At 69.3% G+C, this 26,488-nt stretch carries 28 protein-coding genes, 1 tRNA gene and 1 pseudogene; 15 read left to right on the top strand and 15 right to left on the bottom strand.

Annotated elements, in window-relative coordinates; translation table 11 throughout:
* Positions 1–173: 173 nt before the first annotated feature.
* The gene (locus tag ACWPXE_RS11630) at positions 174–566 is read left to right on the top strand and encodes a hypothetical protein (RefSeq protein ID WP_454018003.1); all 393 of its coding nucleotides are present in this window, start codon (positions 174–176) and stop codon (positions 564–566) included.
* Here ACWPXE_RS11630 and ACWPXE_RS11625 read toward each other — a convergent pair.
* The 3 genes from ACWPXE_RS11625 to ACWPXE_RS11615 are packed head-to-tail and all read right to left on the bottom strand — an operon-like array spanning position 550 to position 2,725.
* Complete coding sequence (locus tag ACWPXE_RS11625; RefSeq protein WP_454018002.1) at positions 550–1,137, bottom strand: GNAT family N-acetyltransferase; 588 nt, start codon at positions 1,135–1,137, stop codon at positions 550–552. The two genes, ACWPXE_RS11630 and ACWPXE_RS11625, sit on opposite strands and share 17 nt — an antisense overlap.
* Before the next feature lie 13 nt (positions 1,138–1,150).
* A complete protein-coding gene (locus ACWPXE_RS11620; protein ID WP_454018001.1) occupies positions 1,151–1,609 on the bottom strand; it encodes a TIGR02444 family protein in 459 nt (152 codons plus the stop codon).
* 30 nt (positions 1,610–1,639) lie between these two features.
* Positions 1,640–2,725, bottom strand: a complete 1,086-nt coding sequence (locus ACWPXE_RS11615; RefSeq protein WP_014239910.1) for an ATP-dependent 6-phosphofructokinase — start codon at positions 2,723–2,725, stop codon at positions 1,640–1,642.
* Positions 2,726–2,941: 216 nt separating this feature from the next.
* Between ACWPXE_RS11615 and ACWPXE_RS11610 the strand changes: the two genes are divergently transcribed.
* The 4 genes from ACWPXE_RS11610 (at position 2,942) to ACWPXE_RS11595 (ending at position 6,833) form a co-directional block, all read left to right on the top strand.
* Positions 2,942–3,127 (top strand): YdcH family protein, encoded by a 186-nt coding sequence (locus tag ACWPXE_RS11610; RefSeq protein WP_014239909.1) that lies wholly within the window; start codon positions 2,942–2,944, stop codon positions 3,125–3,127.
* Between the two features lie 162 nt (positions 3,128–3,289).
* Entirely contained in the window at positions 3,290–3,757 is a 468-nt protein-coding gene (gene purE, locus ACWPXE_RS11605; protein ID WP_454018765.1) for a 5-(carboxyamino)imidazole ribonucleotide mutase, read from the top strand.
* 3 nt (positions 3,758–3,760) lie between these two features.
* On the top strand, positions 3,761–4,843 hold the full coding sequence (locus ACWPXE_RS11600; RefSeq protein ID WP_454018000.1) for a 5-(carboxyamino)imidazole ribonucleotide synthase: 1,083 nt from the start codon (positions 3,761–3,763) through the stop codon (positions 4,841–4,843).
* Between the two features lie 274 nt (positions 4,844–5,117).
* Positions 5,118–6,833, top strand: coding sequence for an EAL domain-containing protein (locus ACWPXE_RS11595; RefSeq protein WP_454017999.1), 1,716 nt, complete (start codon positions 5,118–5,120; stop codon positions 6,831–6,833).
* A gap of 44 nt (positions 6,834–6,877) precedes the next feature.
* On the opposite strand, the gene ACWPXE_RS11590 is transcribed toward ACWPXE_RS11595, so the two are convergent.
* From ACWPXE_RS11590 to fumC, 4 genes and pseudogenes are all read right to left on the bottom strand, one after another.
* A complete protein-coding gene (locus ACWPXE_RS11590) occupies positions 6,878–7,054 on the bottom strand; it encodes a hypothetical protein (RefSeq protein WP_170295983.1) in 177 nt (58 codons plus the stop codon).
* A gap of 142 nt (positions 7,055–7,196) precedes the next feature.
* Complete coding sequence (locus ACWPXE_RS11585) at positions 7,197–7,910, bottom strand: DUF599 domain-containing protein (RefSeq protein ID WP_454017998.1); 714 nt, start codon at positions 7,908–7,910, stop codon at positions 7,197–7,199.
* Between the two features lie 104 nt (positions 7,911–8,014).
* Positions 8,015–8,215 (bottom strand): annotated as a pseudogene (locus ACWPXE_RS11580) (ribbon-helix-helix domain-containing protein); the annotation flags it as partial.
* Positions 8,216–8,234: 19 nt separating this feature from the next.
* Positions 8,235–9,635 (bottom strand): class II fumarate hydratase, encoded by a 1,401-nt coding sequence (fumC, locus tag ACWPXE_RS11575; protein ID WP_237903956.1) that lies wholly within the window; start codon positions 9,633–9,635, stop codon positions 8,235–8,237.
* A 222-nt stretch (positions 9,636–9,857) separates the two neighbouring features.
* Here fumC and ACWPXE_RS11570 point away from each other — a divergent pair, with 222 nt between their 5' ends.
* A complete protein-coding gene (locus ACWPXE_RS11570; protein WP_454017997.1) occupies positions 9,858–10,112 on the top strand; it encodes a hypothetical protein in 255 nt (84 codons plus the stop codon).
* 369 nt (positions 10,113–10,481) lie between these two features.
* Positions 10,482–10,697: a hypothetical protein gene (locus tag ACWPXE_RS11565; RefSeq protein ID WP_014239900.1), complete on the top strand. Its 216-nt coding sequence runs from the start codon at positions 10,482–10,484 to the stop codon at positions 10,695–10,697.
* A gap of 107 nt (positions 10,698–10,804) precedes the next feature.
* Here the strand turns inward: ACWPXE_RS11565 and ACWPXE_RS11560 are convergent, their stop codons facing one another.
* Positions 10,805–11,296, bottom strand: coding sequence for an N-acetyltransferase family protein (locus tag ACWPXE_RS11560; protein ID WP_454017996.1), 492 nt, complete (start codon positions 11,294–11,296; stop codon positions 10,805–10,807).
* 98 nt (positions 11,297–11,394) lie between these two features.
* On the opposite strand from ACWPXE_RS11560, the gene ACWPXE_RS11555 reads away from it, so the two are divergent.
* A complete protein-coding gene (locus ACWPXE_RS11555; RefSeq protein WP_454017995.1) occupies positions 11,395–12,507 on the top strand; it encodes a GNAT family N-acetyltransferase in 1,113 nt (370 codons plus the stop codon).
* Positions 12,508–12,518: 11 nt separating this feature from the next.
* On the opposite strand, the gene ACWPXE_RS11550 is transcribed toward ACWPXE_RS11555, so the two are convergent.
* Both ACWPXE_RS11550 and ACWPXE_RS11545 read right to left on the bottom strand, forming a co-directional pair.
* Positions 12,519–13,601 carry a glycosyltransferase gene (locus ACWPXE_RS11550; protein ID WP_454017994.1) on the bottom strand — a complete coding sequence of 361 codons (1,083 nt, stop codon included), beginning with the start codon at positions 13,599–13,601 and terminating at the stop codon, positions 12,519–12,521.
* Positions 13,602–14,002: 401 nt separating this feature from the next.
* Complete coding sequence (locus tag ACWPXE_RS11545; RefSeq protein WP_454017993.1) at positions 14,003–15,079, bottom strand: CgeB family protein; 1,077 nt, start codon at positions 15,077–15,079, stop codon at positions 14,003–14,005.
* Between the two features lie 336 nt (positions 15,080–15,415).
* On the opposite strand from ACWPXE_RS11545, the gene ACWPXE_RS11540 reads away from it, so the two are divergent.
* The gene (locus ACWPXE_RS11540) at positions 15,416–16,195 is read left to right on the top strand and encodes a phage tail protein (RefSeq protein WP_454017992.1); all 780 of its coding nucleotides are present in this window, start codon (positions 15,416–15,418) and stop codon (positions 16,193–16,195) included.
* 46 nt (positions 16,196–16,241) lie between these two features.
* Positions 16,242–17,015 carry a phage tail protein gene (locus tag ACWPXE_RS11535; protein WP_454017991.1) on the top strand — a complete coding sequence of 258 codons (774 nt, stop codon included), beginning with the start codon at positions 16,242–16,244 and terminating at the stop codon, positions 17,013–17,015.
* A gap of 51 nt (positions 17,016–17,066) precedes the next feature.
* Here the strand turns inward: ACWPXE_RS11535 and ACWPXE_RS11530 are convergent, their stop codons facing one another.
* The 4 genes from ACWPXE_RS11530 to ACWPXE_RS11515 form a co-directional block, all read right to left on the bottom strand.
* Positions 17,067–18,374: a hydroxyacid-oxoacid transhydrogenase gene (locus ACWPXE_RS11530; RefSeq protein ID WP_454017990.1), complete on the bottom strand. Its 1,308-nt coding sequence runs from the start codon at positions 18,372–18,374 to the stop codon at positions 17,067–17,069.
* 104 nt (positions 18,375–18,478) lie between these two features.
* Positions 18,479–21,121, bottom strand: a complete 2,643-nt coding sequence (locus ACWPXE_RS11525; protein ID WP_454017989.1) for a DUF2339 domain-containing protein — start codon at positions 21,119–21,121, stop codon at positions 18,479–18,481.
* A gap of 44 nt (positions 21,122–21,165) precedes the next feature.
* Entirely contained in the window at positions 21,166–21,936 is a 771-nt protein-coding gene (locus ACWPXE_RS11520; RefSeq protein ID WP_454017988.1) for a DUF72 domain-containing protein, read from the bottom strand.
* Positions 21,937–21,970: 34 nt separating this feature from the next.
* Positions 21,971–22,321 (bottom strand): hypothetical protein, encoded by a 351-nt coding sequence (locus ACWPXE_RS11515; RefSeq protein WP_174438133.1) that lies wholly within the window; start codon positions 22,319–22,321, stop codon positions 21,971–21,973.
* A gap of 408 nt (positions 22,322–22,729) precedes the next feature.
* Between ACWPXE_RS11515 and ACWPXE_RS11510 the strand changes: the two genes are divergently transcribed.
* Positions 22,730–24,040, top strand: coding sequence for a lytic murein transglycosylase (locus ACWPXE_RS11510; RefSeq protein ID WP_454017987.1), 1,311 nt, complete (start codon positions 22,730–22,732; stop codon positions 24,038–24,040).
* Positions 24,041–24,049: 9 nt separating this feature from the next.
* The gene (locus ACWPXE_RS11505) at positions 24,050–24,439 is read left to right on the top strand and encodes a YkvA family protein (RefSeq protein ID WP_454017986.1); all 390 of its coding nucleotides are present in this window, start codon (positions 24,050–24,052) and stop codon (positions 24,437–24,439) included.
* Between the two features lie 19 nt (positions 24,440–24,458).
* Here the strand turns inward: ACWPXE_RS11505 and ACWPXE_RS11500 are convergent, their stop codons facing one another.
* Positions 24,459–24,878, bottom strand: coding sequence for a secondary thiamine-phosphate synthase enzyme YjbQ (locus ACWPXE_RS11500; protein ID WP_454017985.1), 420 nt, complete (start codon positions 24,876–24,878; stop codon positions 24,459–24,461).
* Positions 24,879–24,970: 92 nt separating this feature from the next.
* On the opposite strand from ACWPXE_RS11500, the gene ACWPXE_RS11495 reads away from it, so the two are divergent.
* The 3 genes from ACWPXE_RS11495 to ACWPXE_RS11485 all read left to right on the top strand — a co-directional run bounded on the left by ACWPXE_RS11495 (position 24,971) and on the right by ACWPXE_RS11485 (position 26,414).
* Positions 24,971–25,414, top strand: coding sequence for a CoxG family protein (locus ACWPXE_RS11495; RefSeq protein ID WP_014239881.1), 444 nt, complete (start codon positions 24,971–24,973; stop codon positions 25,412–25,414).
* Positions 25,415–25,534: 120 nt separating this feature from the next.
* A complete protein-coding gene (locus ACWPXE_RS11490; RefSeq protein WP_454017984.1) occupies positions 25,535–26,179 on the top strand; it encodes a nitrogen fixation protein NifQ in 645 nt (214 codons plus the stop codon).
* Positions 26,180–26,328: 149 nt separating this feature from the next.
* A tRNA-Tyr gene (locus tag ACWPXE_RS11485) sits at positions 26,329–26,414 on the top strand.
* Positions 26,415–26,488 lie beyond the last annotated feature (74 nt).

The following is a 26,488-nucleotide window of genomic DNA, read 5'->3' as shown; positions in this document are numbered from 1 at the left end:
TGGACAGGCCCGCTGACGGATTGGTCACAAGTCCTGCCGTTCCCGCAACCCACCCACGAGAAGCCCCGCGTTGCATTTCACTTTTGCAAAACTTATTCTGCACCCCATGCGCTGGATCATACCGGGGTATTCAGCGCGAGGACCGGTTCCCGCTTATGAAAAGCATTCCGTCGATGACAAGCACCTTGAACGTCTGTGCCCTTGCCCTGACCTGCGCCCTCGTCCCGGCGATCCTGAACACGGCGCCTGCCGCGGCCAACGAGAAACCCGCCGGCGGCGGATGCCCGTGGGCGCAGGACGTCAAGCTGGACCTCAACGGCAAGACCCTCACACTGAACCAGGAGGCCTTCTCCGCGAAGGGGGAGCCGCTGGACCTCGAGGGCTATCAGATATTCCCGCTGCTCGACCAGTTGAAACTGCGCATCCTCGGCCCGCGCGGGCAGGAATGGGAAGCCGGACTGACCCGCCTGTCCGGCGGCAAGCGCTGCCAGGCCTTCTACGTCGGCAAGCCCTTCCAGGTCTCCGACGAGACGGGCGACCGCAACAGCCTCATCCTGGTCCGCTGATTCCCGCCTTCATCCTCGCCTGGAAGCGGTCGCGCCCGATCCGGTAGAGGACGTGCCGCTTCAAGCGGTGGCCGTCGGGAACCCGCGGGTGGTCGAAGTCGCCCGCCGCATCGCGCTCCATTCCCAGCCGCTCCATGACCCGCCGCGACCGCCGGTTCTCCGGCACGGTGAAGGCCACGATCCCGTCGAGCCCGACGCTGCCGAAGCCGTAGGCCAGCGCCAGCCCGGCGGCCTCGGTCGCCAGCCCCTGCCCCCAATGGTCCGGGTCGAGCCGCCATCCCACCTCCACGGCGGGGGCGAAAGGCGCTTCCCACGTCACCCGGGCCAAGCCGACGAAGCCGATGAAGGGGCTGTGCCCGGGCCGCTCCACCGCCCAGAAGCCAAAGCCGTGCCGGTCGAAATGCTCGCCGATGCGCTGGATCACCGCGTCGCTGGCCGCCCGGTCGGGAAGCGGCAGCAAATGCTCCATCACCGCGGGATTCTGTGACAGCGCGTGAAAAGCGTCGCCATCCCCGTCCCGCCAGGGCCGCAGGATCAGCCGGGGCGAGGTTAGGATAGCGGGAGTCGTCATCGCACCGGTTCCGTCAGGGCTCGGGCGGCGTGTCGAGCGCCGCCAGCAGCGCCATCAGCGCCGGGTCCCCCTCCGGCACCAGCCGGTAAAGGTTGGTCGCGGCCAGAGCGACGCCGCCCCCCGCCGCGGGGGTGAGTCCGGACAGGGCAAAGAGGCGGTCCTGCTGGACGCGCTCCGCCTCCAGCTCCGCCGCTTTCAGGCGCTTGTAGAGGGCGTCGTCCTCCCCCTTTGCCCGGCGGCGGACGGCGCGCAGCGGGCGAACCACCTCGTCCCGCCAGGGAGCGACCGCGGAGTCGATCCGCGCCAGCTCGTCCGCCGGAAGGTCGGCGCTGCAGGCCATGCCCGCCCAGGCGGCGAACAGCAGAAGGTTCACGTCCTGGCCGAGCCGGTCCTGAATGTCGAGGCAGGCGGCGGGCACGCCCGGCCGTCCGTAGACGGCGAGCGAGAAGTCCCAGAGCGGGTTTTCCGACATCGCCGTGCCTGCCTCCCCACAAGCCTCCGCTCAGTCGCCCAGGCTGATGCCCAAGCCGCGGGCGGTCTTGACCATGGCGCCGTCCAGCTCCACGCAGGCGTACTTGGCGATGGCCTCGGTGATCGGCACGTCGATGACGCCGCGGTCCGACCAGGCGACCATGCGGTCGAACTTGCCCTCGGCGATCAGATCCACGGCGTGCACGCCGAAGGCCGAGGCGACCAGACGGTCGCGCGGGCTGGGCATGCTGCCGCGCTGGACGTGGCCCAGGACGGTGACGCGGGTCTCCGCCCCCGTCGCCTCGGCGATCTTCTCGCCGATGTAGTCGCCGATGCCGCCGTAGCGCTTCTGGCCGCCCTGGAACAGCTTCTGCACGCCCGTGCCGTCCACGGTCTTCACCGCCTCCGACACCACGACCAGGGCGAAGTTGCGGCCGGTCGAGCGCACCTGCTTGATCTTCTGGGCGATCTTCTCGATGGAATAGGCGATCTCGGGGATCAGCACCACATCGGCGCCGCCGGCGATGCCCGCGGCCAGGGCGATGTGGCCGGCGTCGCGGCCCATCACCTCCAGCACCATGACGCGGGCGTGGCTGGCCGCGGTCGGCTGGAGCCGGTCGAGCGCCTCGACCGCCACACCGACGGCGGTGTCGTAGCCGACCGACACCTCGGTCAGGCCGAGATCGTTGTCGATGGTCTTGGGGATGCCGACCATCTGGAAGCCGCCCTTGTCGGCCAGTTTCTTCAGGATGGCGAAGCTGCCGTCGCCGCCGATGCCGATCAGGGCGTCCAGCCCCAGTTCGCGGTAGCCGCCGATGATCTCGTCCGACCGGTCCTTCTGCGTGCCGTCGGCCATCGGGTAGGCGAAGGGGTCGCCGCGGTTGGTCGTGCCGAGGATCGTGCCGCCCATGCGCATCATGTTGCCGTCGACCTGCGGCAGGTCGAGCACCTGATACTGCACCGGACGCTGCAGCAACCCTTGGGTGCCTTCCTTGATGCCCAGGACCTGCCAGCCGTAGGTCAGGACGGCCCGGTGGACCACCGCGCGGATGACCGCGTTCAGCCCGGCGCAGTCGCCGCCGCTGGTGAGAATGCCGATGCGCTTGCCTGCTGTCATGGAGACTGTCCCGTGTCGTCTGGAACCGCTGCGAAAGGTAGTCATACCAGAACGTTGCTCCACCGCAATGGTTCTGGTCCTCCGAGTATATTACATTCCGGCGACCGGATTATAACCCTGCGAAGAATGCGTGGTTTCGCACTGCCGTTGCGGCGGAAATCTGGTATAGTCCCCGCCGCTCAGCCAGCGGGCCCCGCGCGTATGAACGAACAAGAGATGCTGAAGGAAAAACTGGCCACGCTTCGCAGCGAGCATCGCGACCTCGACGACGTGATCGCCCGACTGCACGAACGTGCGCCGTTCGACCAGCTTCAGATGCAACGTCTGAAGAAGCGCAAACTCGCGCTCAAGGACCAGATCATGGTCCTGGAAAGTCGCATGCTGCCCGACATCATCGCCTGAGGCGGCTTTTCGGCGGGGAACATGGCCCGGCGTCGCGCGTCGCGCTGGACTCCGCGCGCGCGCTTTCTATAATGCGCCGCTTTCCGGACCTAGAGGAAAGCGCGCGCCGTGTCCGCATCCATCGCCGCCACCACCGACCGCAAGCCGCTGGTCGGCATCATCATGGGCAGCCAGTCGGACTGGACCACCATGAAGCACGCCGCCGAGACGCTGACCGCGCTCGGCGTCCCGCACGAGGTCCGGATCGTCTCCGCCCACCGCACCCCGCAGCGCCTCGTCGACTACGCCACCACCGCCCGCGACCGCGGCCTTAAGGTGGTCATCGCCGGGGCCGGCGGCGCCGCCCACCTGCCGGGCATGGCCGCCTCGATGACACCCCTGCCCGTCTTCGGCGTCCCGGTGGAAAGCCACGCGCTGAAGGGCATGGACAGCCTGCTGTCGATCGTCCAGATGCCCGGTGGCGTTCCGGTGGGCACGCTGGCCATCGGCAAGGCCGGCGCGATCAACGCGGCCCTGCTCGCCGGTTCGGTCATCGCCCTGATGGACCCGGCCGTCGCCGAGGCGCTGGACGCCTGGCGCGCCCGCCAGACCGCCGCCGTCGCCGAAGCCCCCGTCGACGAGCCTGCCTGAACCATGGCCCACCGCATCCTTCCGCCCGGCTCGACCATCGGCATGCTTGGCGACGGCCAGCTTGGCCGCATGACCGCGCTCGCCGCCGCCCGTCTGGGCTACAAGACGCACGTCTACGCGCCGGGATCGGAGGGCAGCCCCGGCGCCCAGGTCGCGGCGGCCGTCACTTCCGCCGGCTGGGACGACCTCGACGCGCTGGAGGCCTTCGCCCGCTCCGTCGACGTGGTGACGCTGGAGTGGGAGAACGTCCCGGTCGGCGTGGTCGAGCATCTCGGCCGCTTCACCCCCGTCCATCCCGGCGGCAGGGTGCTGTCGGTCGCCCAGGACCGGGTGGAGGAAAAGTCCTTCGTCAACGCGCTGGGCATCGGCACCGCCCCCTGGCGCGCCGCCCGCAGCGCCGACGAGGTGGCGACGGCGGTGGCGGAGATCGGCCCGCGCTGCATCCTGAAATCCACCCGCCTCGGCTATGACGGCAAGGGGCAGGCGCGCATCGAGCCGGGCAGCGACCCGGCGGAGGCCTGGGCGGCCATCGGCTCCGACGCCGGCATCGTGGAGGGCTTCGTCTCCTTCACCTGCGAGGTGTCGGTGATCGTCGCCCGCGGGCTCGACGGCAACATGGCCGCCTACCCCGCCGTGGAGAACCGGCACAAGGACGGCATCCTCGACAAGACCATCGCCCCGGCCCGTGTTGCGGCGGAGACGGCGGCCGAGGCCGAGCGGGTCGCCCGCCGCCTCACCGAGGCGCTGGACCTCGTCGGCGTGCTCGCGGTGGAGATGTTCGTGACGCCGGACGGCGGCGTGCTGGTCAACGAGATGGCGCCGCGCCCGCACAACTCCGGCCACTGGACCATGGACGCCTGCCATTCCTGCCAGTTCGAGCAGCTTGTCCGCGCCGTCTGCGGCCTGCCGCTCGGCTCGGTGGAGCGGGTGGCCGACGCCGAGATGGAGAACCTGATCGGCGCCGACGCGGACCGCTGGCCGGCGCTGATGGCCGAGCCGGGCGCCCGCCTTCACCTCTACGGCAAGGCGGAATCCCGTCCCGGCCGCAAGATGGGTCATGTGACCCGGCTCCATCCCCGCTCCTGACCCTTCCGGTCGATTCTCCGCTTTCGATCGTTGCAGCGGGCCGTTTCCTGTTCGGAAGCGGCCCGCCGTCGTTTTTTTCTCGCGCCGGGTGCGATAATCCAACGCGGCTCACAACCACATTTTTCTTTAAATCATTGAAAATTCTAAGTTTCGAACTTTCCTTCGGAATGGCGAGGCAAATCTTGCCGCTTTTTTCAGAACGGGAACGCGGCTAGTCTCCATTCAATGAATGACGCAATTCGATAAACTTTTTCTCAATTTCGGGCTATTGCCGATGCAGCTTGCGCATGACTCGATCAGACGCCCGGTGCCGCAGACCAACGCGCAGGTCCGTCGCCCGTCGCACCGCGAGCGTGACCGCTTCGTCGGCTTCGCCTTCGCCGCTGCGGATTTGCTGATCGAGACGGATGCGCGGGGAAACATCCTGTTCTGCGCGGGCGCGCGCTGCCGCCTGACCGAAGGCGACGTGGCGGGTCTGGTCGGCAGCAGCCTGCTCGACGTCGTGGCGCCGAACGACCGCAAGTACGTCAATGTCCTGTTCAAGCGCATCCAGGACAAGGGCCGCATCAAGCCGGCCCGCGTCGTCTTCCAGGGCTGCGACGGCAACCGCTTCCCGGCGCTGCTCGGCGGCTGCCGGCTCGACTCCTGCCCCGGGTCGCTGTTCCTGACCGTCCTTCTGGCCTCCGGCCCGCGCAACACGAACGAGGCGCTGGCCGCGGCGGGGCAGCTTCTGGACGGCAACGCCTTCAGCCACATCCTGGAGGACCGCATCATCAAGGCGCGGGAGAAGGGGCTGGACAACGCCCTGACCCTGCTGCTGATCGACGGCCTGCAATCGATGGTCGACGCCCTGCCCGAAGGGGCGGCGAGCGAGGTGATGCAGGGGATCGAGGCCTATCTGCGGGCGATCTCCGCCAACGGCGACAGCGCCGGGCAACTGGCCACCGACCGTTACGGCGTCGTCCACGCGTCCGACATCGACGGTCAGGAGGTGCAGGCCCACATCACCCAGATCATCCAGAGCGCCGGCGGAGAGTTGCCCGGCGGCATCCGCACCTGGTCGCTGGACGTGTCGGACGAGCGGCTGGATCCCGCCGATGCGGCGCGCGCGCTGGTCTACACGGTGCAGGCCTTCGCGTCGGCCCAGGGCGGCGAGTTCACCATCTCCAGCCTGGAGGACGGCGCCAAGCGCATGCTGTCCGACGCGGTGGACCGCATCGGCCGGCTGCGCGCGACCATCGAGAAGCGCGACTTCTTCGTCGTCTACCAGCCCATCGTCGACATCGGGACCCGGACCGTCCATCATCTCGAAGCGCTGACGCGGGTGGAGGGCACGCTGTCACCGGTGGACTTCATCACCTTCGCTGAGGATGTCGGGCTGATTTACGACTTCGACCTGCTGCTGACGCAGTCGGTGCTGGACACCATGCACGCCCACCGCAAGGAGCCGACCCTGCCGGACGTGGCGATCAACCTGTCCGCCAAGACGTTGATGAGCCCGATCTTCCTGCGCCAGTTCCTGGCGGTGACCGAGCCCTATGGCGAGCTGGCCCGCAAGCTGCTGATCGAGGTGACCGAGACCGTCGTCGTCACCGACATCGCCAAACTGAACGACGTCCTGCAGAAGCTCCGCGCCGCCGGATTCCGCATCTGCCTGGACGATGTCGGGGCCGGATCGACCTCCTTCCAGTCGCTCTACGGGATACAGGCCGACTTCGCCAAGATCGACGGTCACTTCGTCCGCGGCGCCGTGAACAACGGGCGGGACATGGCCATGCTGCGGTCCATGGTGGACGTGTGCCGCCAGTTGGGACTCGGGCTGATCGGGGAGCAGGTGGAGGGACCGGAACACGCGCAACTCCTGACGGAGCTGGGGGTGTCGCTGGCCCAGGGCTACCTCTACAGCCGCCCGTCCCGCGATTTCGCCTATTTCGCGAAGGACTGGGCGAAGATGGCCGGCACGGGCGGCAAGGTCCTCAGGAAGGGCTGACGCGCAACGGGAACCGGCCACTCCCGCCCATCGTCGGGCCGGCATCAGGCCAGCTCGTGCGCCGCATCGATGCAGTGGCGTGCCTGGGCGAGAAGCTCGCGGTTGCGGTCCATGAACTCCTTGGCGGCACCGCAGGCCCCTGGATGCAGCCGGACTTCCGCCAGAAGCCGTTCCGCCTCGTCCAGCGAATTCAAGACCGATACCGCTGTGTCGATGTCCATGGCCGATCCCCTCAACATGGCGTGCTGCAGCGCACGCGTCCATCAGGCGGCTATGACAAAAGCATTAATTTGCGCTGCAGCGTATTGGCCATAACGTCGCAGATTTAGAACATTTTAACATATTTATCGCCAAAAACGTGCATCATCGCCGCTCGCGTCTCTCCAGCGCATCCACCTGTACGCGGATGACCTTCTCCGTCGCGGAGAAGCCCTGCCGACGGGTCAGGACGACGATGACCGCCGCAGTGGACACCATGAAGAACCAGGGGCCGAGCATCCAGGCCAGCGCCGCCATGGCGAAGTAATAGGCGCGCATGCCACCGTTCAGCGCCTTGACGGCCAGCGTCATGGCGGCGGCGATGCTGTCCGCCATGGCCGTCTTCTCTTCCGCCGGCACCGGGGGCAGCGGGGCGGAGCCGATCAGGGCACAGCAGTAATTGTACTGGCGCAGCGCCCAGGTGAATTTGAAGAAGCCGAAGGTGAAGATCGCCACGAGCAGCAGCATCTTCAGCTCGAAGAACTCGCGCGTGGTCTGCACCGTGAAGGACAGCGTGCCGACCAGCTTGTGGGCGTTCTCCACCGCGCCGAAGGCGCCGACCAGACCGGCCAGCACCAGCATGTTCGTGCTGGCGAAGAAGGTGCAGCTCTGCATCGTGTGGCCGACGAGCTGCGAATCCATGATGCGGTTGTCGCGCTCCAGCATCCGCTCCATCCAATGGCGGCGCACCTTCTTCAGATGCTGGTTCACGACCATGCGTCCGCCCAGCATGTGGTCCTGGATCAGCGTGAAGCCCGCCCAGCAGGCGAGGAACCACAGAATGGCGATAGTGTCGAGGAGGGTGATGTCGGGCGTCACGGGCGGACACTCTGGCGCGAGGGGAAGGGGTCGGTCCGGCGCAAGGGTGTAGCCGTCCCCCCGCCGCCTGTCCAGGGGCGCTCCCGGCGGGGGCAGCCCCCCTCCCCCCGCCCCTGCACCGCGTTCAGCACATGGACCCGGATCGCGCTCGACAGGTTGCCGCTGCGGGTCGAATCGATCTCCTCGATCAGCGCGTTGACCGACATCCCCCGCGCCTGCGCGAGCCCCTTCAGCGCCTCCCAGAATTCCTCTTCCAGGGAGACGCTGGTCGGGTGCCCGGCGATGAGGACGGAGCGCTTCTTCATGGACGGCGCATGGCCCCGGTCACCGGGGCTTCACCATGGTTTCCGGCTTGACCCACTGATCGAACTGCTCCTCGGTCAGCAGGCCCAGCGCCACGCCGGCCTGTTTCAGGGTCGTTCCCTCCTTGTGGGCCTTCTTGGCAATCTTCGCCGCGTTGTCGTAGCCGATGTGCGGGTTCAGCGCGGTGACCAGCATCAGGCTCTCGTTCAGCAACTGGCCGATGCGCTCGCGGTTCGCCTCGATGCCGACCACGGCGTTGTCGGTGAAGCTGTTGCAGGCGTCGGCCAGCAGCCGGATCGACTGGAGGACGTTGTAGGCGATCACCGGCTTGAAGACGTTCAGCTCGAAATGGCCGGTGGCGCCGGCGATGCTGACGGTGGTCTGGTTTCCCATCACCTGGGCACAGACCATGGTCATCGCTTCCGACTGGGTGGGGTTCACCTTGCCGGGCATGATCGAGGAGCCGGGCTCGTTCTCCGGCAGGGCGATCTCCCCGATGCCGCAGCGCGGGCCGGAGCCGAGCAGGCGGATGTCGTTGGCGATCTTCATCAGCGACACCGCCAGCGTGTTCAGGCTGCCGTGCGCGTCCACCAGCGCGTCGTGGGTGGCCAGCGCCTCGAACTTGTTCTCGGCTGTGACGAAGGGCAGCCCGGTGATGGAGGCCACCTCCTCGGCGAAGGCTTCGGCGAAGCCGGTCTTGGCGTTCAGCCCGGTGCCCACCGCCGTGCCGCCCTGGGCCAGCCGGTAGAGCTGCGGCAGCGACGCCTTCACCCGCTCGATCCCGTAGGCGATCTGGGCGGCGTAGCCGGAGAACTCCTGCCCCAGGGTCAGCGGCGTGGCGTCCTGGAGGTGGGTGCGCCCGATCTTCACGATGTCGGCGAACTCCGCCGCCTTCGCCGCCAGCGCCGCGTGCAGGTGCTCCAGCGCCGGCAGAAGCTCGTGGTGAATCTGCTCGGCCGCGGCGATGTGCATGGCGGTGGGAAAGCTGTCGTTGGACGACTGCCCCATGTTGACGTGGTCGTTGGGGTGGACCGGCTTCTTCGAGCCCATCTCGCCGCCCAGAGCCTCGATGGCGCGGTTTGAGATGACCTCGTTCGCATTCATGTTGCTCTGGGTGCCGGAGCCGGTCTGCCAGACCACCAGCGGGAAATGATCGGCGAGCGTGCCATCGATCACCTCCTCCGCCGCCTCGACGATGGCGCGGCCCAGCCGGGGGTCGAGCACCTCCAGCGCCATGTTGGCGAGCGCTGACGCCTTCTTCTGGATGCCGAGCGCGCGCACCAGCGCTGGCGGCATGCGCTCCCCGCCGATGCGGAAGTTGCGCAGCGAGCGCTGCGTCTGGGCGCCCCAGTAACGGTCGGCGGCAACCTCGATCGGTCCGAAGCTGTCGGTCTCGGTGCGCATCCCGGTCTTGCCGGTCATGGTCATGTCCTCGTCGGTTCGAACATCGTTCCGGTCAGCGCATTTTTTCCCGAATCGCCGGCCGGGCAAGGGGAATCAACGCGGAATCCCCTTTGGGCAAGGGTCCGGCCGAATTTGTTCTTGTTGCGTTCCGTTTCCTGCGTTACCGTTTCGGCGTGACCGACCCTGCCGCCCCCATCCCGCCCCCATCCCGCTGCCCCTCTCCAGCCCTGGGAGATCTGAATGAGCGAGTTCGCCATGGACCATGTCCGCGCCTTCATCGCCAAGACCCGCGTCGCCGAGATGACGGCGAAGGGCTGGCGTGTGGTCGGCCCCGGCGAGGAAGGCTCCCTGCTGATGGAAGGGCCGCAGCTTGGCGGCGCGCCGGTGCGCCTGTCGGCCTTGGTCAACGACCTGTTCGACGATCTGGTCGCCCAGGCCTTGGAACGCGCCGACCGCATGGACCGCGCCGCGGGCCGGCTGCCGCGCGCCGCGTAAGGAGCTAAGCCTGGCGCACCGGGCCTCGCAAAGGATGTACTCCGCCCGGCGGGACGGCCTGTTAACGCCCCGCCGTGGCGGCTTAAGGCTTGCGGACGCCGCCGTTAAGGCTCCGCTTCCCTCCCGCCTATGCCGGTCCGGTCGCTACGACCTTCGACGGAAGTCCTTGAAAAGTCTCACAGGCTCAGAAAAGCGTCCGCTTGTTTAAAGAAAAGTGGTAATCCTTACGGGTAAAATCTCCCTATATTTGTCGGTTGCGGGATTACCCCTCAAGACACCAGCCCCGCAGAGCCCCCGTTAGTAAGTCGTTAACCGGGACATGGCCAAATAGAGACATCACGAACACACAAGACAAAACGGAGTTTTAAAATGCTGATCGCCACCACCACCGAACAGATTACCTCGTCCTCTCGCGTTCACATCGCCCTGGTCGATGAGTTCATCCAGCTGGCGCTGAACCGGATCGACGGCCAGAACGACCCCTTTGTCCGCGAAAGCCTCGCCGACCTGCTGTCCACCCTGCGCGAGGAGCGGTCCGGCTACCTGGACCTGCTGAACGCTGCGATGCCGGCCAAGGCCGCCTGAGGGTCCCGCAGGACCAAGGCCTAAGTACCGCGTGGTGGCGATGAGGTCGGGGCCATGAACACGCCCCGACCGTCAGCCCACCGGAACAGAACAGCGCTTTCGTTCCCTCAAACCTCATCCGCCTGCGCGGCCAGTGCCGCGATCGCATCGCCGGTGAGACGGTAGGGAAGCCACTCCTCCATTTGTTTGAAGCCGATGCGCAGATAGAAATCGCGCGCCGGGTTCCAGTGCAGCACATTCAGGTCGACACGGCGGCAGCCCCGCTCGTCCGCCAGTTTCGCCACCGTCGCCAGCAGCTTGCGGCCCACGCCATAGCGCCGCGCTTCCGGGGTGACGTAGAGATCCTCCACGAACAGGCCGGCCCGCCCTTCCCAGGTGGAATAGCTGCGGAAGCACAGCGCGAAGCCGACGGGCTCCCCGTCCAGTTCGGCGATCAGCGCCTCGAACACCGGACGCTCCCCCCAGCCGTCGCGCCGGAAGTCCGCCTCGCTCGCCTTCACGGCGTGGGGTTCGTTTTCGAACACGGCGAGTTCCCGGACGAAGCGGAGGATGGTCGGGCAATCGGCCTCGATGGCCGGACGGACGGTCACGGTGGGCATGGCAACTCCAGGTCTCACGATGGCGCGACGATAGCCGCGCCGGCCATACGGCAACAACCGCTTTGCCATCGCCCCTGGGCGGGCCTAGGCTGCGCGCCATGCGGGACATTCAGACCATCGGCGGCTTTTCCATCCGCGAAGCCCGGCCCGGCGAGCGCCACGCCCTGATGGCCCTGGTCGCGCGGATCGACGCGGAAAGCGATTTCCTGCTGCGCGAGCCCGGCGAGAGGCCCTTCTGGGCACGCGACCTCGCCGCCTTCCAGGCGTCCGGCAACTCCACCATCTTCGTCGCCGAGGCCGCCGGCAATCATCCCGCGGACCTTGTCGGCTATCTCAGCGCCCATGGCGGGCGGTTCCGCCGCAACCGCGGCGCGGTGACCCTGGCGGTCGGGGTGCGGCGCGACTGGAACGGGCGCGGCGTCGCCACCGCGCTGTTCGGCGCGGCGGAAACCTGGGCGCGGCGGACCGGCGCGCACCGGCTGGAACTCACCGTGGCCGAGAGCAACAGCCGCGCCCTGTCCCTTTACGAACGGCTCGGCTTTCTCGACGAGGGGCTGATGCGCGACGTCCTTCGCGTCAACGGCGCGTGGCGCAGCGAGCGGCTGATGGGCAAGATCATCGGGGCGGACGGAATTCCCGAATGGTCCGCTCCGGCGCCAGACCCGACCGTCGTGGCGCCACGCCAAGCGCGGATCGGACGGCTGGAGATCCGCCCCGCCCTGCCGGCGGACGCCGCCGCCTACCTCGCCTACGACCACGCGGTGCGGAGCGAAACCCACTTCCTGATGCGCAGCGCCGCCGAATCCCTGCCGGACGTCGCGGCGGCCCGGCGCTTCCTCGCCGAACAGAGGATCGGCGACCGGACGGCCACCCTGCTGGCGATCGCGGACGGGACCATCGCCGGGTCGCTGTCGCTGTGGACCGGCGCCTACGCCCGCACCGCGCACGAGGCCAGTCTGGGGCTGGCGGTGCGCCGGGACTTCTGGGCGCTGGGCGTCGGCGGACGCCTGATCGCCGCGGCCGACCTCTGGGTGCGGGCGCGGCGGCTGCACCGGCTGTCGCTCTGGGTGTTCGGCCACAACGGCCGCGCCCGGCGCTTCTACGCCAAGCACGGCTTCCAGGAGGAGGCGGTGGCCCGCCGCCACAGCCTGATCGACGGGCGGCTGGCCGACCAGCTGTCAATGGCCAAGCTCTATGGAGCCAATCCGTAAAGGAAGGGGCGCTACGCCACCCCCGCCGCTGCCGCCGTCCCTCCCGCGACCAGCTCCTCGAAGCGCGCCAGATAACGTTCCGTCATGCCGTCCAGCGAGTAGCGGGCGCGGGCGACGGCGCGGCAGGCGTCGGGGTCCAAGCCCTCGCAGTGCTCGATGGCGCGGGCCATCTCCTCGGCGTCCTTGACCAGGAAGCCGGTGACGCCCGGTTCCACGAGGTCGGCCAGGACTCCGGTCGGGAAGGCCACCACCGGGGTGCCGCAGGCCAGCGCCTCCAGCGCCGCGACGGGGGTCGGCTCCGACATCAGGCTGGGCGCCAGCAGGCAGCGCGCCGCCCCCAGCATCCAGCGCTTGCGCCCGAAGCCGATCCGCCCGAGGAAGCGGCGCTTGGGGTCCAGCCGGGGCCGGATCTCCTCCTGAAGGTAGCGCTGCTCCTCCGCGCCGCGGGACAGGCCGCCGCAGAGAAGAAGCTGCATGTCGATCTGCCGCGCCGCGTCCAGCGCGATGTGGAAGCCCATCTCCGGCTCGATGTCGCCCAGGCAGACGGCGAAGCGGCGCTTCGGCACCCGGATGTGCAGGCGGTCCACCGCCACCCCGATCTCCAGCGGCGGCAGGAACGTCAGCCCCGGCGAGGCTCCGCGCACCTGCGCGGCGGACACCGGCTGGAGGTGCAGCTTCGCCCGCCGCGACGCCAGGGCCTCCGGCCGGTAGCGGTCCAGCGGCTCGTAGAGCGTCGCCAGGACTGGCACATCCTGCGGCGGCAGCAGGGCTTCGAAGTCCCGGACATGGAGGTGGACGAGGTCGGGTGCGTGGTCCTCCACCGCTCCGGCGACCACGGTGGCGACGCGCCTCAGAACGGCCGCCTGCGCCCGCTCGTCCGGCACCTGCCCATGCGCCCCGCCATGGACGCGCGCCAGCGGGATGTGCGTCCCGGCCACCGCCGAATCCTCCGGCGCGATGACGATCGAGCGGTGCCCGGCGCGGACCAGGGCGGCGTCGATGGCGCCGGCCACCTGCTCCGCCGTGCCTTCGTTTTCCGGATCGGCGCCGATCGGGGCAAAGGGCGACGCCACGGTGAGAATGGTCAATGCCATCGCAGCGCCTCCAGGAAAGGAAGGCCTGAAGGGGCGCCGACGCTCGGGTGACGTTCTCCTGCCGGGCTGTTCCTACGCTTCACCGCTTCGTTCATCCCATGTCCCTGTGGTGTTATTCATTGGAACTTATTGTCTGACGCACGCCCTTCTTTCTCTCCGACATCTTGGCGGCCCGGAGAACAGCCGGAATCGGGACAGTCCTGCCGCGATAGCTCCCTCTTTGTTTTCTACGAAAAAGGGCTTCCGGTAACCGGGGTATTGGAAGTGGATCGACTCGCGAAAGGGATAGCCGTCCTGCACCGGGTTGCCGACCTCGGAACCGGGAACCCGACCGGACGGCCAGAGCGCCCAGGGCGGCTTACTTCCAAGAGAGGCAAGCCGGGCAACCGGGGAACGTCGGATCAATCATCGCCGCCCCCCTTGATGTCGAGAATGGAGCGCAACTCCCGCACGCGCCGTTCCGCCGTGTGTTCCTCCAGAACGCGCGACCGCGCGCGCTGGGCCAGCGTGGAAAGATGGCCGCGCGGCAGCATCAACGCCGTGGTCACGTCGTCGGTCTCCCGCGCGACCAGGATGTCGCGCCCCGGCTCGAAGAAGGCGCCGATCCCCTCCCATTCGTCGGAGATCACCGGAACGCCGCAGGCCGCCGCCTCGAACAGCCGGACGGACGGGCACCAGCCCATCGCCTTCAGGGACCGGCGCGTCACGTTCAGCGTCAGGGTGGAGGAGCAGAAGAAGGCCGCGTGCTCCGCCGGAGGCAGATGCCGGACGCGCTGGATGTTGGCCCCCCAGGACGCGTCGTCCGGATAGCCGCCGCCGGCCAGGACGAAGCGCCGCCGTCCCAGCCGCCGGGCCGGCTCAATGAACAGCGCTTCCAGCGCCGCCTTCCGGTCCTCGACCCAGGCGCCGAGATGGCAGAGGTCGCCGAGATAGCGCCGCACCGGATCGGCGGGACGGTGCAGGTCCGGGTCGACCCAGGCGTAGAGCGGCGCCACGAACCGTGCGCCCAATTGCGTCTTCAGCGCCTCCAGCGCCTGCCCGCCGGTGCTGCTCAGCACGGTGTCGAATCCGCCCAGCCCTTCCGGCGGCAGATAGGCCGGCCGCTCCCCCGTTTCGGAGCGGGACAGGGTGATGTGCGTGTCGAGGTCGTAATAGACGGTGCGCTGCGCCTTCGACCCCAGCACGAGGTGGGAGGCCGCCGCACCGTCCACACAACCGGAGGTCACCATCGCCACGTCCGCCTCGTCGGCGTGACGCTGCGCCACCGCCGCCACATCCTCCCAGCGGTCGTAGAGCAGAAGCTCCCCGCCGGAGATGTCCCACAGGTCGCGGTGCTCCGCCCGTTCGGGCGTGTCGCGCTCCAGGAAGACGACGCGGTTGCCCCGCCGCGCGAGGGCCTTGACCAGCCCCCGCCATAGGGTGGCGTGCCCATTGCCCCAGGAGGAGCTGATGGATTGTCCGAAGATGATGATTTTCATGATGTTGGCGCCATGCCTCCGCCCCCGGGCCTCCATCCCGATGGCCCTTCCGGAACAACGTGCCCCGTCCGATCGTGTTCCGGCCGCCGGAACCGCGCGGAGGGGGTGCCCCAAGGATCCGCCGTCGCGGCCGGCAGCCCGGTTCCCCCGCCGGCACTGCAAGCTTTGCGTGTCGATTGCAAAAACGACCCAACGATGAACAAATTTGTATAAAAATGTCGTTTAACCACCTAAGCGGGATATGAGATAGTAAGTTCGTGAAAAAATAAAATCATTCACTTGTGTGACAACCGGTCGTCAAAGTTCAAAAAACAATCCCAACGCGAAGGACACATCATGCGCAAGGCTCTTTTCACCGCCGTGCTTGCGATGGCAAGCGGGATGGCTCTGTTCAGCACCCCCGCCGCCGCCTGCAACGACGAGGCGTACATCGGCACCATCTGCACCTTCGCGTTCGACTGGTGCCCCCGCAATTATATCCCGGCCGATGGCCGGACGCTGGCGGTCCGCGAGTACCAAGCGCTGTTCTCCCTGGTCGGCTACCGTTACGGCGGCAACAACGCGGACATCTTCGGCATCCCCGACCTGCGCGGCCGCGCCGCCATCGGCACCGGGACCGGCCCCGGCCCCGGCCTGACGAACATCGCCATCGGCGCCAAGGTTGGCCAGCAGGAGCTTCTGCTGTCGGCGGCCCAGGTTCCGCTGCAGCCGCACACCCACACCGCCACCTTCACCGGCACGGGCGGCGGGTCGGGCGGCTCGACCACCGTTCCCTTCACCGGCACCGTCAGCCTTCCCGTCACCACCGGCGGCAGCCCGGTGTCGGCCCCGACCTCGGGCACCGTCTATCTCGGTGACACCTCGATCAACGACGGCGGCGCCGGCTTCACCATGAACGGGCCGTACAACACCAGCGGCCCGGCCCCCAGCACGGCCGCCAGCGTCGCCGGCACGGCCAGCGGCACCGTCACGGTTCCCAACACTGGCATCACCGGCGGCACCGTGGCGGTCGCGCCCGCGTCGGCCGGCGCCACCCAGAAGGTGTCCACCCAGTCCCCGGCGATCGGACAGACCGTCTGCATCGTGGCCAACGGCCTGTACCCGAACCGTCCGTAACAGGTTGCGGCCACAAAAGCCCCCCTCTCAACGCTGAGGACACATCATGCGCAAGACTCTTCTCTCCGCCGCCTTTGCGATGACCAGCGGCCTGGCTCTGTTCAGCACGCCCGCCGCCGCCTGCAACGTGGAACCGTACATCGGCACCATCTGCACCTACGCGTTCGACTGGTGCCCGCAGGGCTATGTCATCGCCGACGGCCGGACGCTGACGGTCCGCGAAAACCAGGCGCTGTTCGCTCTGATCGGCTACCGCTACGGCGGCAACAACGCGGACCTCTTCGCCGTCCCCGATCTGCGCGGCCGCGCCGCCATCGGGTCCGGCACCGGCCCCGGGCTGGCGAACATCGCCATCGGCGCCAAGGTCGGCCAGCAGGAGCTTCTGCTGTCGGCGGCCCAGGTTCCGCTGCAGCCGCACACCCACACCGCCACCTTCACCGGCACGGGCGGCGGGTCGGGCGGCTCGACCACCGTTCCCTTCACCGGCACCGTCAGCCTTCCCGTCACCACCGGCGGCAGCCCGGTGTCGGCCCCGACCTCGGGCACCGTCTATCTCGGCGACACCTCGATCAACGACGGCGGCGCCGGCTTCACCGTGAACGGGCCGTACAACACCAGCGGCCCGGCCCCCAGCACGGCCGCCAGCGTCGCCGGCACGGCCAGCGGCACCGTCACGGTTCCCAACACCGGCATCACCGGCGGCACCGTGGCGGTCGCGCCCGCGTCGGCCGGCGCCACCCAGAAGGTGTCCACCCAGTCCCCGGCGATTGGACAGACCGTCTGCATTGCAACCCAGGGCCTGTACCCGAACCGTCCGTAACACCGTTGCGGGTGGCCTCGTCCCACGGGATGGGGCCGCCCGTCGGTGCGCTCACCAGTAGGTCATGGCGTCGGCGTAGAGGCCGCGCAGGTCTTCCTCCGTCACCGGGCGGGGGGCGATGGTCAGCAGCCGTTGCTGCGCCATCGCGCCGCGCACCAGATCCGGAATGTCAGCCGCGCCGTAGCCGAGCGCCGACAGGCCGTTGGGCAGATGGGTGGCGCGCATCATGGCGATCAGCCGGGCGGCCAGTATGGCGCCGCCGTCCGCCGGGGACACGTCGCGGACCTCCGCCCCCAGCGCCTCGGCGGCGCGGAGATGGCGCTCGGGCTCGGCGGAACCGGTGAAGCGGAAGGCGGCCGGCGCGTTCAGCACCACCGAGATGCCGTGCGGCACCATCGGGGCGGCCTTCTCGTAGCCGCGCGCGGTGAAGCGGTGGTTCATCCCGGCAACGGAGTAGGACATGGCGTGCGGGATGTGCACCCCCGCGTTGCCGAAGGCCAGTCCGGCCAGTGTTGCCGCGAACATCAGGGCGTCGCGCGCCTCCTCGTCCGCCGGGTCGTTGACGGCGCGCTCCAGATACTGTCCGCCGAGCCGGATCGCCTGGAGGCTGCCGATGTCCGACCAGGGATTGGCGCCCTGGTAGGGCGGCCGCGGGTTGGCCGCGTCGGGCTTCGGGCGGGAGCGGTAGGAGCGCGCGGTATGGCTCTCGATGGCGTGGGTCAGCACGTCGAAGCCGGTGGAGGCGATGACGCCCGGTGGCAGGCTGTCGATGGTCGCCGGGTCGACCAGCGCCAGATTCGGGCGCAGATAGCGGGAGGATATCCCGGTCTTCACCCGCATCTCCACATGGTCGAAGATGGCGACGCCGGTCGTCTCGCTGCCGGTGCCGCAGGTCGTCGGGCAGGCGATGTGCGGCTTGACCGGACCCGGCACCGGCCGCCCCTCGCCCAGCGGCTTGTTGACGTAGGCGAGGAAGTCCGCCGGGTGGGTGGCGTAGAGGTTGGCCGCCTTGGCCGTGTCGATGACCGACCCGCCGCCGACCGAGACATAGCCGTCGAACCGGCCGTCGCGGGCGAAGTCCGCCGCCTCCAGGAAAGACGCGCTGGTCGGCTCCACCGCGCAGCGGTCGTAGACGGCGACGTCCAGCCCGGCCGCCTTCAGCGAGTCCAGCGCCGCCGCGAAGGGCGCGATTTCGGCCACATGGGGGTCGGTGAACAAGGCCACCCGGCGCATGCCCATGGCCTTGGCGTCGTTCCCCGCCTCTGTCAGCATGCCGCGGCCGAACTTCATCGACGCGGCCTCCACCGTGAAGCCGCTGTCGCCGTTCGGCAGGATGGGATGGGCGATGGAACTGGTCATGGCTGCGGGCCTCCCTGGCTTGGCTTTTCTGCGGCTTGGCTTTTCTGCGTTCGTTGCCATCATCGGAGCGCGAGAGGGGGGCGGATGTCAACCCGACCGTTCGCTCAGGCGATTGTTTGCCCTCCCTGCGGTGCGGTGCCCTGGAGCCGGCGGTAGAGATAGCCGACGCCGATCAGGCTCAGCCCCAGCCCGAGGAAGGAGGCGACGCGGTAGAGCCCGCCCAGCTCGGCCATGTCGCTGAGGAAAACCTTGGCGACCACCGCCAGGATCAGCGCCATCGCGGCGTGGCGCAGCCAGCCCAGCCGGTACCGCAGGGCGGCGACCAGCATCAGCACCGCCGCCACCAGGAAGCCGACGGAATAGCCGTACCATTCGGCGTCCGGCAGGTCCGGGCCGGAGAGGACCGGTCCCTGGAAGGCGTGTCGGATCTCCAGCGCCAGATTGGTGCCGAGCAGCGCCAGAGGCAGCAGCGCGACCCACGGGCGCAGCCGGGCCGGCAGCGGCTCCACCCACAGGAACAGCAGTCCGAGCAGGGCCGGAAGCCCATAGGCAAGCAGCAGCGTGTTCGCCACCGGCCACGCGCCCACCGCCTCGTCGCTCCACAGCGGGTTCAGGGCAACGAGATGCAGCGCCGCCGCCTGAAGCGCCGCCAGCCCGGCCAGGATGCGCCGCCCCCACACCGCCACGGGCCGCGTGCGCCAGCGCCGCCCCGTCGCCAGCAGCAGGGCCAGCGCCAGCCAGACCAGCGTGTGCAGCGCCACCTCGCGCAGCGTGTCGGGCGGCTCGTCCAGCGTGCCGCGGGTCAGCGCCTGGATGCCGAGCGACAGCAGCAGCGTGACGAAGGCCAGCCCGCCGGCCTCCAGCAGCGCGACCACCCCGTCATCGCCCCTGCCGTCCGGGGCGGAGCGCAGCCAATGGGCGGCCAGGAAGAAGCCCGCCGCCGGCAGGCCGTAGCCGTAGACGATCCAGCCGAGCCCATCCTCCCCATACTCAAGCACCGACGGATTCAGCGCCAACCGGACCAGGACGGCGCCCGCCACCAGCAGGATCACCGCGCGCAGCGAGCGCAGCCCCATCCGCCGCTCCAGCCACGCCAGCACCGGCACCTGGGCGGCCAGCGCCACGGTCAGCCAGGCCTCGCGCAGCATCATGACCGCGCCGAGGCTGAGCGCTCCGGCGGCCCCAGCGGCGAAGGCGGCGAGCCCAAGACCGACGCCCGGCTGGTGGCGGTGGCGGGCCAGCGGGCCGGTTCCGGCGACCAGCAGCGCCGCCAGCGCGAGGCTCGCCACCGGCCACAGCGTGTCGGCCTGCGGCGGGTCCAGCCGCCAGTAGGCGAGCGCCAGAAGCACCACCGGCATCCAGGCCGCCAGCGACGACCACAGCGCCGCCCGCGTCGACCGCCACAGGGCGATGAAGCCGCACATCCCGTACAGCAGGGCAAAGCCGCCCACCGCCCACAGGAACCGCCCGGACTGGAACGGCAGCCCCGCGCCCGGCGACGGCACGATGGGGTGGCCATCCGCGGTGACGGCGGGCGGCGGCAGGGGCCAGCGCGGCACCGTCCAGCCGGCGAAGGCCAGCAGAACCGCCAGAGCGCCGATCCAGGCGACGCCAGCGATCCGCTCGATCCGCCGTCCCGCCGCGACGCAGAGCAGCCCGAACAGGGCGAGCATCACCAGCGACCCGCTGCGGTGGCCGTCCACGGTGACGAGCATCGCCATCAGCAGCCCCAGCACCGCCACCGCCGCCACGGCCAGACGGTCAGCGCGCGGACGGCCCTTCCAGCGCAGCATGTCGAACAGGGTGGTGCGCGGCATCGCCTCGACCGGCCCGGCCAGCAGGGCGGGCATCAGGAACAGCCCGGCGGTCAGCAGCAGGTAGATCCCGACCGGCAGGGCGTCGCCGGGGTTCCAGCCGCCGACGTACCAGACCGGCACCCAGCCCGCCGCCCCGACCAGCGTGCCCAGCCCCAGCCAGCGCCAGCCGCGCCACAGCACCACCGTCATCCCGGCGCCCGACAGGGCCAGCAGATAGGCGAACAACCCCCAGGCCGATCCCCCGATGGACGAAACCAGCAGCGGCGTCGCGAAGCCGCCGAGCAATCCCAGCGCCGCGATGTAGGGTCCCTGGAGCAGCGACAGCGCCATCCCCAGCGCCGCCAACCCGCCGAGCAGCGCGAAGGCCAGCGGCGGGGCGAACAGGTCGTAGAGCACATAGCCGCCATAGACGCTGGCGAAACCCGTGAACAGTCCCGCCGCGGTCAGGGCCGGCGGCACCGGATCGCGCCCACCCGGCTCCGCCCCTCCGCCGCGCTGCCGCAGCCATTCGCCACCGACCATCAGCGCCGCGGCGGAAAGCAGGCCGAGCGCCACGCGCACGCTGGGGCCGAGCCAGCCCTGCTCCACCGACATCTTGATGAAGAAGGCCGCCGCCAGAGCGACCGTCGCCCCGCCCAGCCAGATCAGCCAGCGCCCGGCCAGAGCGTCCTCCAGCCGGCTCCACACCGACAGCGGGGGTGGCGAGGGTTCCGGGGGCGGTTGGATCGGCGGTGGCTCCGGCGGAACCTCCGCCATGGCGGCGGTGGCCGCGGCGGGAGCATCGACCGGCGCGGCCTCGACCGTCACCGGCCCCTGCACCCGCTCCAGCGCCTGCCGCAGCCGGGCGATCTCGCGTTCCTGCGCCGTCAGCCGGCGGTTGAACCGGTGGGCGACGATGGCCCCGATCAGCACCAGAAGAATGACGTCCATACCCGACCGCCCCGGCTGCGCTTGCGTTCGCGCAACGATAGCGGTCAGGCGCCGGGCTTGTCTCTCTGACCTGTGGAGGCACCCAAACGGCTCATCAGCGTCAGCGCGTCGTCAACCGCGTGGAAGTCGGCGGTGTTGTCGAAGACGCACCAGACCGGCCGCTCCCGCGCCTCGTCGCGGAAGCGCCGGGCCAGCCGGTCCAGCGCGTCCAGCGGGTAGGCGCTGCGGTACATCACCGGCGAGCCGTGCAGCCGCCAGTAGCGGAAGCCATCCCAGCCCGCCGGCTCCGCCGCCGCGGGCACCGGAGCCGGATCGGCGGCGGCGCAGGCCACGGCATGGTCGACCAGCAGCCGGTCCGGTTCCGCCGCGAACCAACTCGGGTGGCGCGGCTCGCAGACGACGAGGCCGGCGAAACGCTCGCGCAGGGTCGCGAAGAAAGGACCGGCCACCGCCGGCTCGAAGCGCAGCGTCGGCGGCAGTTGCACCAGCAGCGGCCCCAGCCGGTCGCCGAGATGCCCGACCTCGTACAGGTAATGCTCCAGCGCGGCGGCGCAGTCCTTCAAGCGCTGCTCGTGCGTGATGGCGCGCGGCAGCTTGACCGCGAAGCGGAAGTCCGGCGGCGCCGAGGCCGCCCAGCGCTCCCAGGTTTCCGGCTTGTGCGGGCGGTAGAAGCGGCTGTTGACCTCCACCATTGGGAAGACGCGGGCGTAGCGCTCCAGATGCGTGCCCTCCGCCGGGAAGGCCGGGGCGGAGGGTTTCGGGATGCTCCAGCCGGCGCAGCCGATGCGGATGGCGTTGATGGTCCCTTCGGCCAAGCCTCTGCTCTCCATGGGCGCGTGGGTTGCCGCCTTAGAACAGCGTCGGCTGCCGCTCGTCCCGCATTGGAACGCCACCGGCGTGGTCGGCATCCGCGATCAGCCGGGCCATCTCCCGACGCGCCTTCTCCGCCTCGTAGCCGCCGCGATAGCGCCCGATGAAGCCCTTCCGGCAGGCCCGGCTGAAGCGCTGCGACGCGGTTTCCCAATCGTCGCCGGGGCGCAGCCAGCTCACATAGGTGGTGCCGGTCCGCGGGTCGGTGCGCAGGTAGCGGCCATGCCCCTTCGGACCCCGCACCCACTGGCCGGGATTCAGGCGCAGAGCCCCCCGCGCCAGCAGCAGGGACACCTGCGGGGTGAGTTCGATGGTCGGAAAATACGGCATGGCGAACCCTCTCGGCGGCGCGCCGGGGGGCGGGCCGCGAACGTCTCGTCTCTGGTTTCGGAATGCTCTGGATATGGGGATTTCTGCCCGTTTGTTCAAGTTTTGTTCACGGTCAAGTCCAGGCTGTCTGGGCGCCGCGTCACTCCGTCGGATGACAAAATCCGACACGGATTTCACGGACTCGGACACGGATTTCACGGATTTCTGAAAACCCGCAAGCACACCGCTGGTCGAGCCGAGTGACTCCGTGAAATCCGGTTTGATCCGTGCAATCCGTGTCGATTCTTGCCCACCTTCCCCGCGCGTGGCGGATGAGCGTTGCTTCCGGCACCGGAACTTGTCCGTTGAGTGAAAGGGCCGTCCGTCCTAGGCTCCCGCACAGCCTTTCCCTGTTGGTCACGAGAGCGCATGCGCCCCCTGCTGTCCCTTCCCGTCCGCCTCCTGCTCGCCACCACGATCCTGGCCGGCTGCCAGACGACGGGCGCCCCGCCCGTGTCGGCCACCACCACGTCCGGAACCGCGAAGGCGACGGCCGCCGCCCCGGCCAGCGTGGCCCCGGCCCAGCCCGCCGTCAGCTTCGCCGACTGGCTGAAGTCCCTGCGCGCCGAGGCGCTCGGCCAGGGCATCCGCGCCCAAACCTTCGACCGCGCCTTCGCCAACGTGAAGCTGTCGGACCGGGTGGTCGAGCTGGATTCCTCCCAGCCGGAGTTCAACCGCCAGCCCTGGCAGTATCTGGACAGCGCGGTCAACGACCGCCGCATCCAGGCCGGGCGCCAGCGCATCCAGGACAACGGCGCGCTGCTGCGCCGCATCAGCCAGCGCTCCGGCGTCCCGGCAGAGATCCTCGTGGCCTTCTGGGGCGTGGAGACCGACTTCGGCAACTTCACCGGCGGCTTCTCCGTCGTCGACGCGCTGACCACGCTGGCCTATGAAGGCCGCCGCGCCAGCTATTTCCGGACGGAGCTGCTGGCCGCCCTGCGCATCCTCGACAGCGGCGACATCCCGCCGGAGCGGATGAGCGGCTCCTGGGCCGGCGCCATGGGCCAGACCCAGTTCATGCCGACCATCTTCCTCAAGCACGCCACCGACGAGGACGGCGACGGGCGGCGCGACATCTGGGGCAGCCTGCCCGACGTCTTCGCCTCCACCGCCAAGTTCGTGCAGGCCAACGGCTGGCGCACCGGGGAGCGCTGGGGCGAGGAGGTCACCCTGCCCGCCGGCTTCCCCTACGAGCAGGCCGAGTACAACATCTCCAAGCCGGTGTCCGAATGGCGCCGCCTCGGCGTGCGACCGGTCAACGGCGGCGAGCTGAGCGGCGGCGAGGAGGAGCGGGCCGCCGTCCTGATGCTCGCCGGCGCGCAGGGGCCGGCCTTCCTGGTCCGGGAGAATTTCCGGGCGATCATGAAGTACAACCCCTCGACCAGCTACGCGCTGGCGGTGGCGCTGCTGTCAGACCGTCTCGCCGGCCGCTCCGGCGTGCAGGGAAGCTGGCCGCGCCACGAACCGGCGCTGAGCCGCGACGAGCGGATCGAGCTTCAGGAGCGGCTGGCCTCGCTGGGCATGGAACCAGGAACGGCGGACGGCATCGTCGGCGCCAACACCCGCAACGCCGTGCGCCGCTTCCAGCAGTCGATCGGCGCCGTGCCGGACGGCTTCGCCACCAAGACCCTGCTGGAACGGCTGCGCCAGTCCGCCGCTCCCGTCCCGGCGGCGGGCTGACGGCCCGCCATGCTGGCGGCGGCGAAGGGCTGGGCGCGGCGGATCAAGCGCGACGTGATCGCGCTCTATCTGGCGGCGCGCGACCCGCGGACGCCGTGGTACGCCCGTGTGGCCGCCGCCGCGGTGGCGGCCTACGCGCTCAGCCCCATCGACCTGATCCCCGACTTCGTGCCGGTCCTGGGCTATCTGGACGACCTGCTGATCGTGCCGCTCGGCATCCTGCTGGTCATCCGCCTGATCCCGGCGGCGGTTCTGGAGGAACACCGCGCCACCGCCGCCCGGCTGGCCACCCGGCCGGTCAGCTACGCCGCCGCCGCGCTGATGGTCGGAATCTGGCTGGTCGCCGCCGTCGCCCTGTTCCGGTGGCTCGAACCCTACATCGCGGGCTGGCTGGGGTAGTCGCGCGGGCGCCTGGCCCTCACTCGCCCAGCAGATGCAACGCCAGGGTCCGCTCGTGGGGCCGGCGGCGGTGCTCGAACAGGTAGATCCCCTGCCAGGTGCCCAGCGCCATCCGCCCCTCCAGCACGGGGATGGACAGCTGCACCGTGGTCAGGGCGCTGCGGATGTGGGCGGGCATGTCGTCCGGCCCTTCCAGAATGTGGTCGTAAAGCTCGGGGCCTTCCGGCACCAGCCGCTTGAAGAAGCGCTCCAGGTCGCCGCGCACGCTCGGGTCGGCGTTCTCCTGGATGACCAGAGAGGCCGAGGTGTGCCGGCAGAAGACCGTCAGCAGACCGGTCTCCATGCCCTGGGCGGCGACCCAGCGGGCCACCGGCTCGGTCACCTCGACCAGACCCTGGCCGCGGGTTTGGGTGGTCAGCGTCGTGACGGCCTGCCGCATGTTTGTCGCCCTCCGTGCTCGATTGCGCGTCTTGGAAGCGGGTCATCCATACACCAAATCGCTTGGCGTTCCCGACCAACAACAGGTGATCCATGGAACTGAACGGCCAGTACCGGATTCCGGCGGCGCGCGAGCGGGTCTTCACCGCGCTCTGCGATCCCGCCGTGCTGCAACGCTGCATCCCGGTGCTGGAGGAAATGGACCGGCTGTCGCCCACCGAATACACCGCGCGTGTGCGCGCCACGGTCGGGCCGCTGAACGCGCGCTTCGCCGGCAACGTCCGGGTAGCGCCGGAGGACGCGCCGCGCTTCTACATCCTCTACGCCGAGGGCAAGGGCGGCCTCGCCGGAGCGGTCAAGGGCGAGGCCCGCATCACGCTGGAGGAGGTGGACGGCCACACCCACCTGTCCTTCACCCTCGCGGCGGCGCTGGGCGGGGCCGTCGGCCGGCTGGCGGTCAAGCTGGTCAAGGCCAAGGCCGACCGCGTCATCGACGGCTTTTTCGAGCGCTTCACGGCCGAGGTCCTGAACGGCTGAGGCGGATGCCGGACAGGCCTCGACAACGCACCCGCAAAAAAACCACTTCGCAGTTGCGGGAATTTGATCCACCATCATGGTCATGACCGAACAACCCCCCGATGCGGGAGTTCGCCGAACATGATTGCCGACACCGTGATTGCCCATATCGCCGATCCGGCCCTGGCCCTCTCCATCCATTCACCCGCCGATGCACTGGACAGCCTTCCGGACGGCCCAGCCCTCGACCGGCTGCTGTTCACCCGCATCCTCGGGTTGGCCGCGCAGCATTCCGGCGGCGTCACGGCGTCCCTGGGACTGCCCCGCGGCGCGCTGGCCGAGCTGATCCGGCGGCACGCGGCGGGCTTTGCCCATCTCCTCTCCACCCTGCCTGACGACAGCGGCGAGGACGCCATCGAGGAGGAGGATCTGCGGGCCTTCCTGCTCGACCACCGCGCCGCCGGGACCGTCGAGGAGGAATGGCTGGCCGCCATCGTCGCCCGCCGCACGCTGGGGCCGAATCACCTTTGGCAAGACATGGGCTTCGCCAACCGGCGGGAACTGAACGCCATGTTCCGCCGGCACTTTCCGTCGCTGGTCGCGCTGAACAGCGGCGACATGAAGTGGAAGAAGTTCTTCTACCGGCAGCTCTGCGAGCGCGAGGGGCTGATGCTCTGCAAATCCCCGAACTGCGAGGTGTGCGACGACTTCAGCGCCTGCTTCAGCGCGGAGGACGGCGACCCGCTGAGCACCCTGGCCCGCGTGGCCCGCGGCGAGGGGGCCTGAACGAAGGGGCGTCAACAAAGATGCGCTGCCGGTGAAGAAAGCCGCTTGACCGGAGCGTCGTCACCCGTTAGATAACGCCACCCGCCAGACGGAAGGCCAAGCAAGGCCCGATGAACGGCAGGTCTCCGATGGTCGCGTCAAGCATCAGCGGAAGGGTGGCCGAGTGGTTAAAGGCAGCAGACTGTAAATCTGCCCGCGTAAGCGTACGCTGGTTCAAATCCAGCCCCTTCCACCATCTGACGCGGCCGGTTCATGACAGGTTCATGGCCGGTCGTTTCCTTTTCCAGACAACGCTGAACTGTTGCCGCA

This window comes from Azospirillum sp. Marseille-Q6669, from assembly GCF_965111635.1.
Note: the sequence above shows the minus strand (reverse complement) of the source record. Positions and strands in the feature narration are given on the sequence as shown.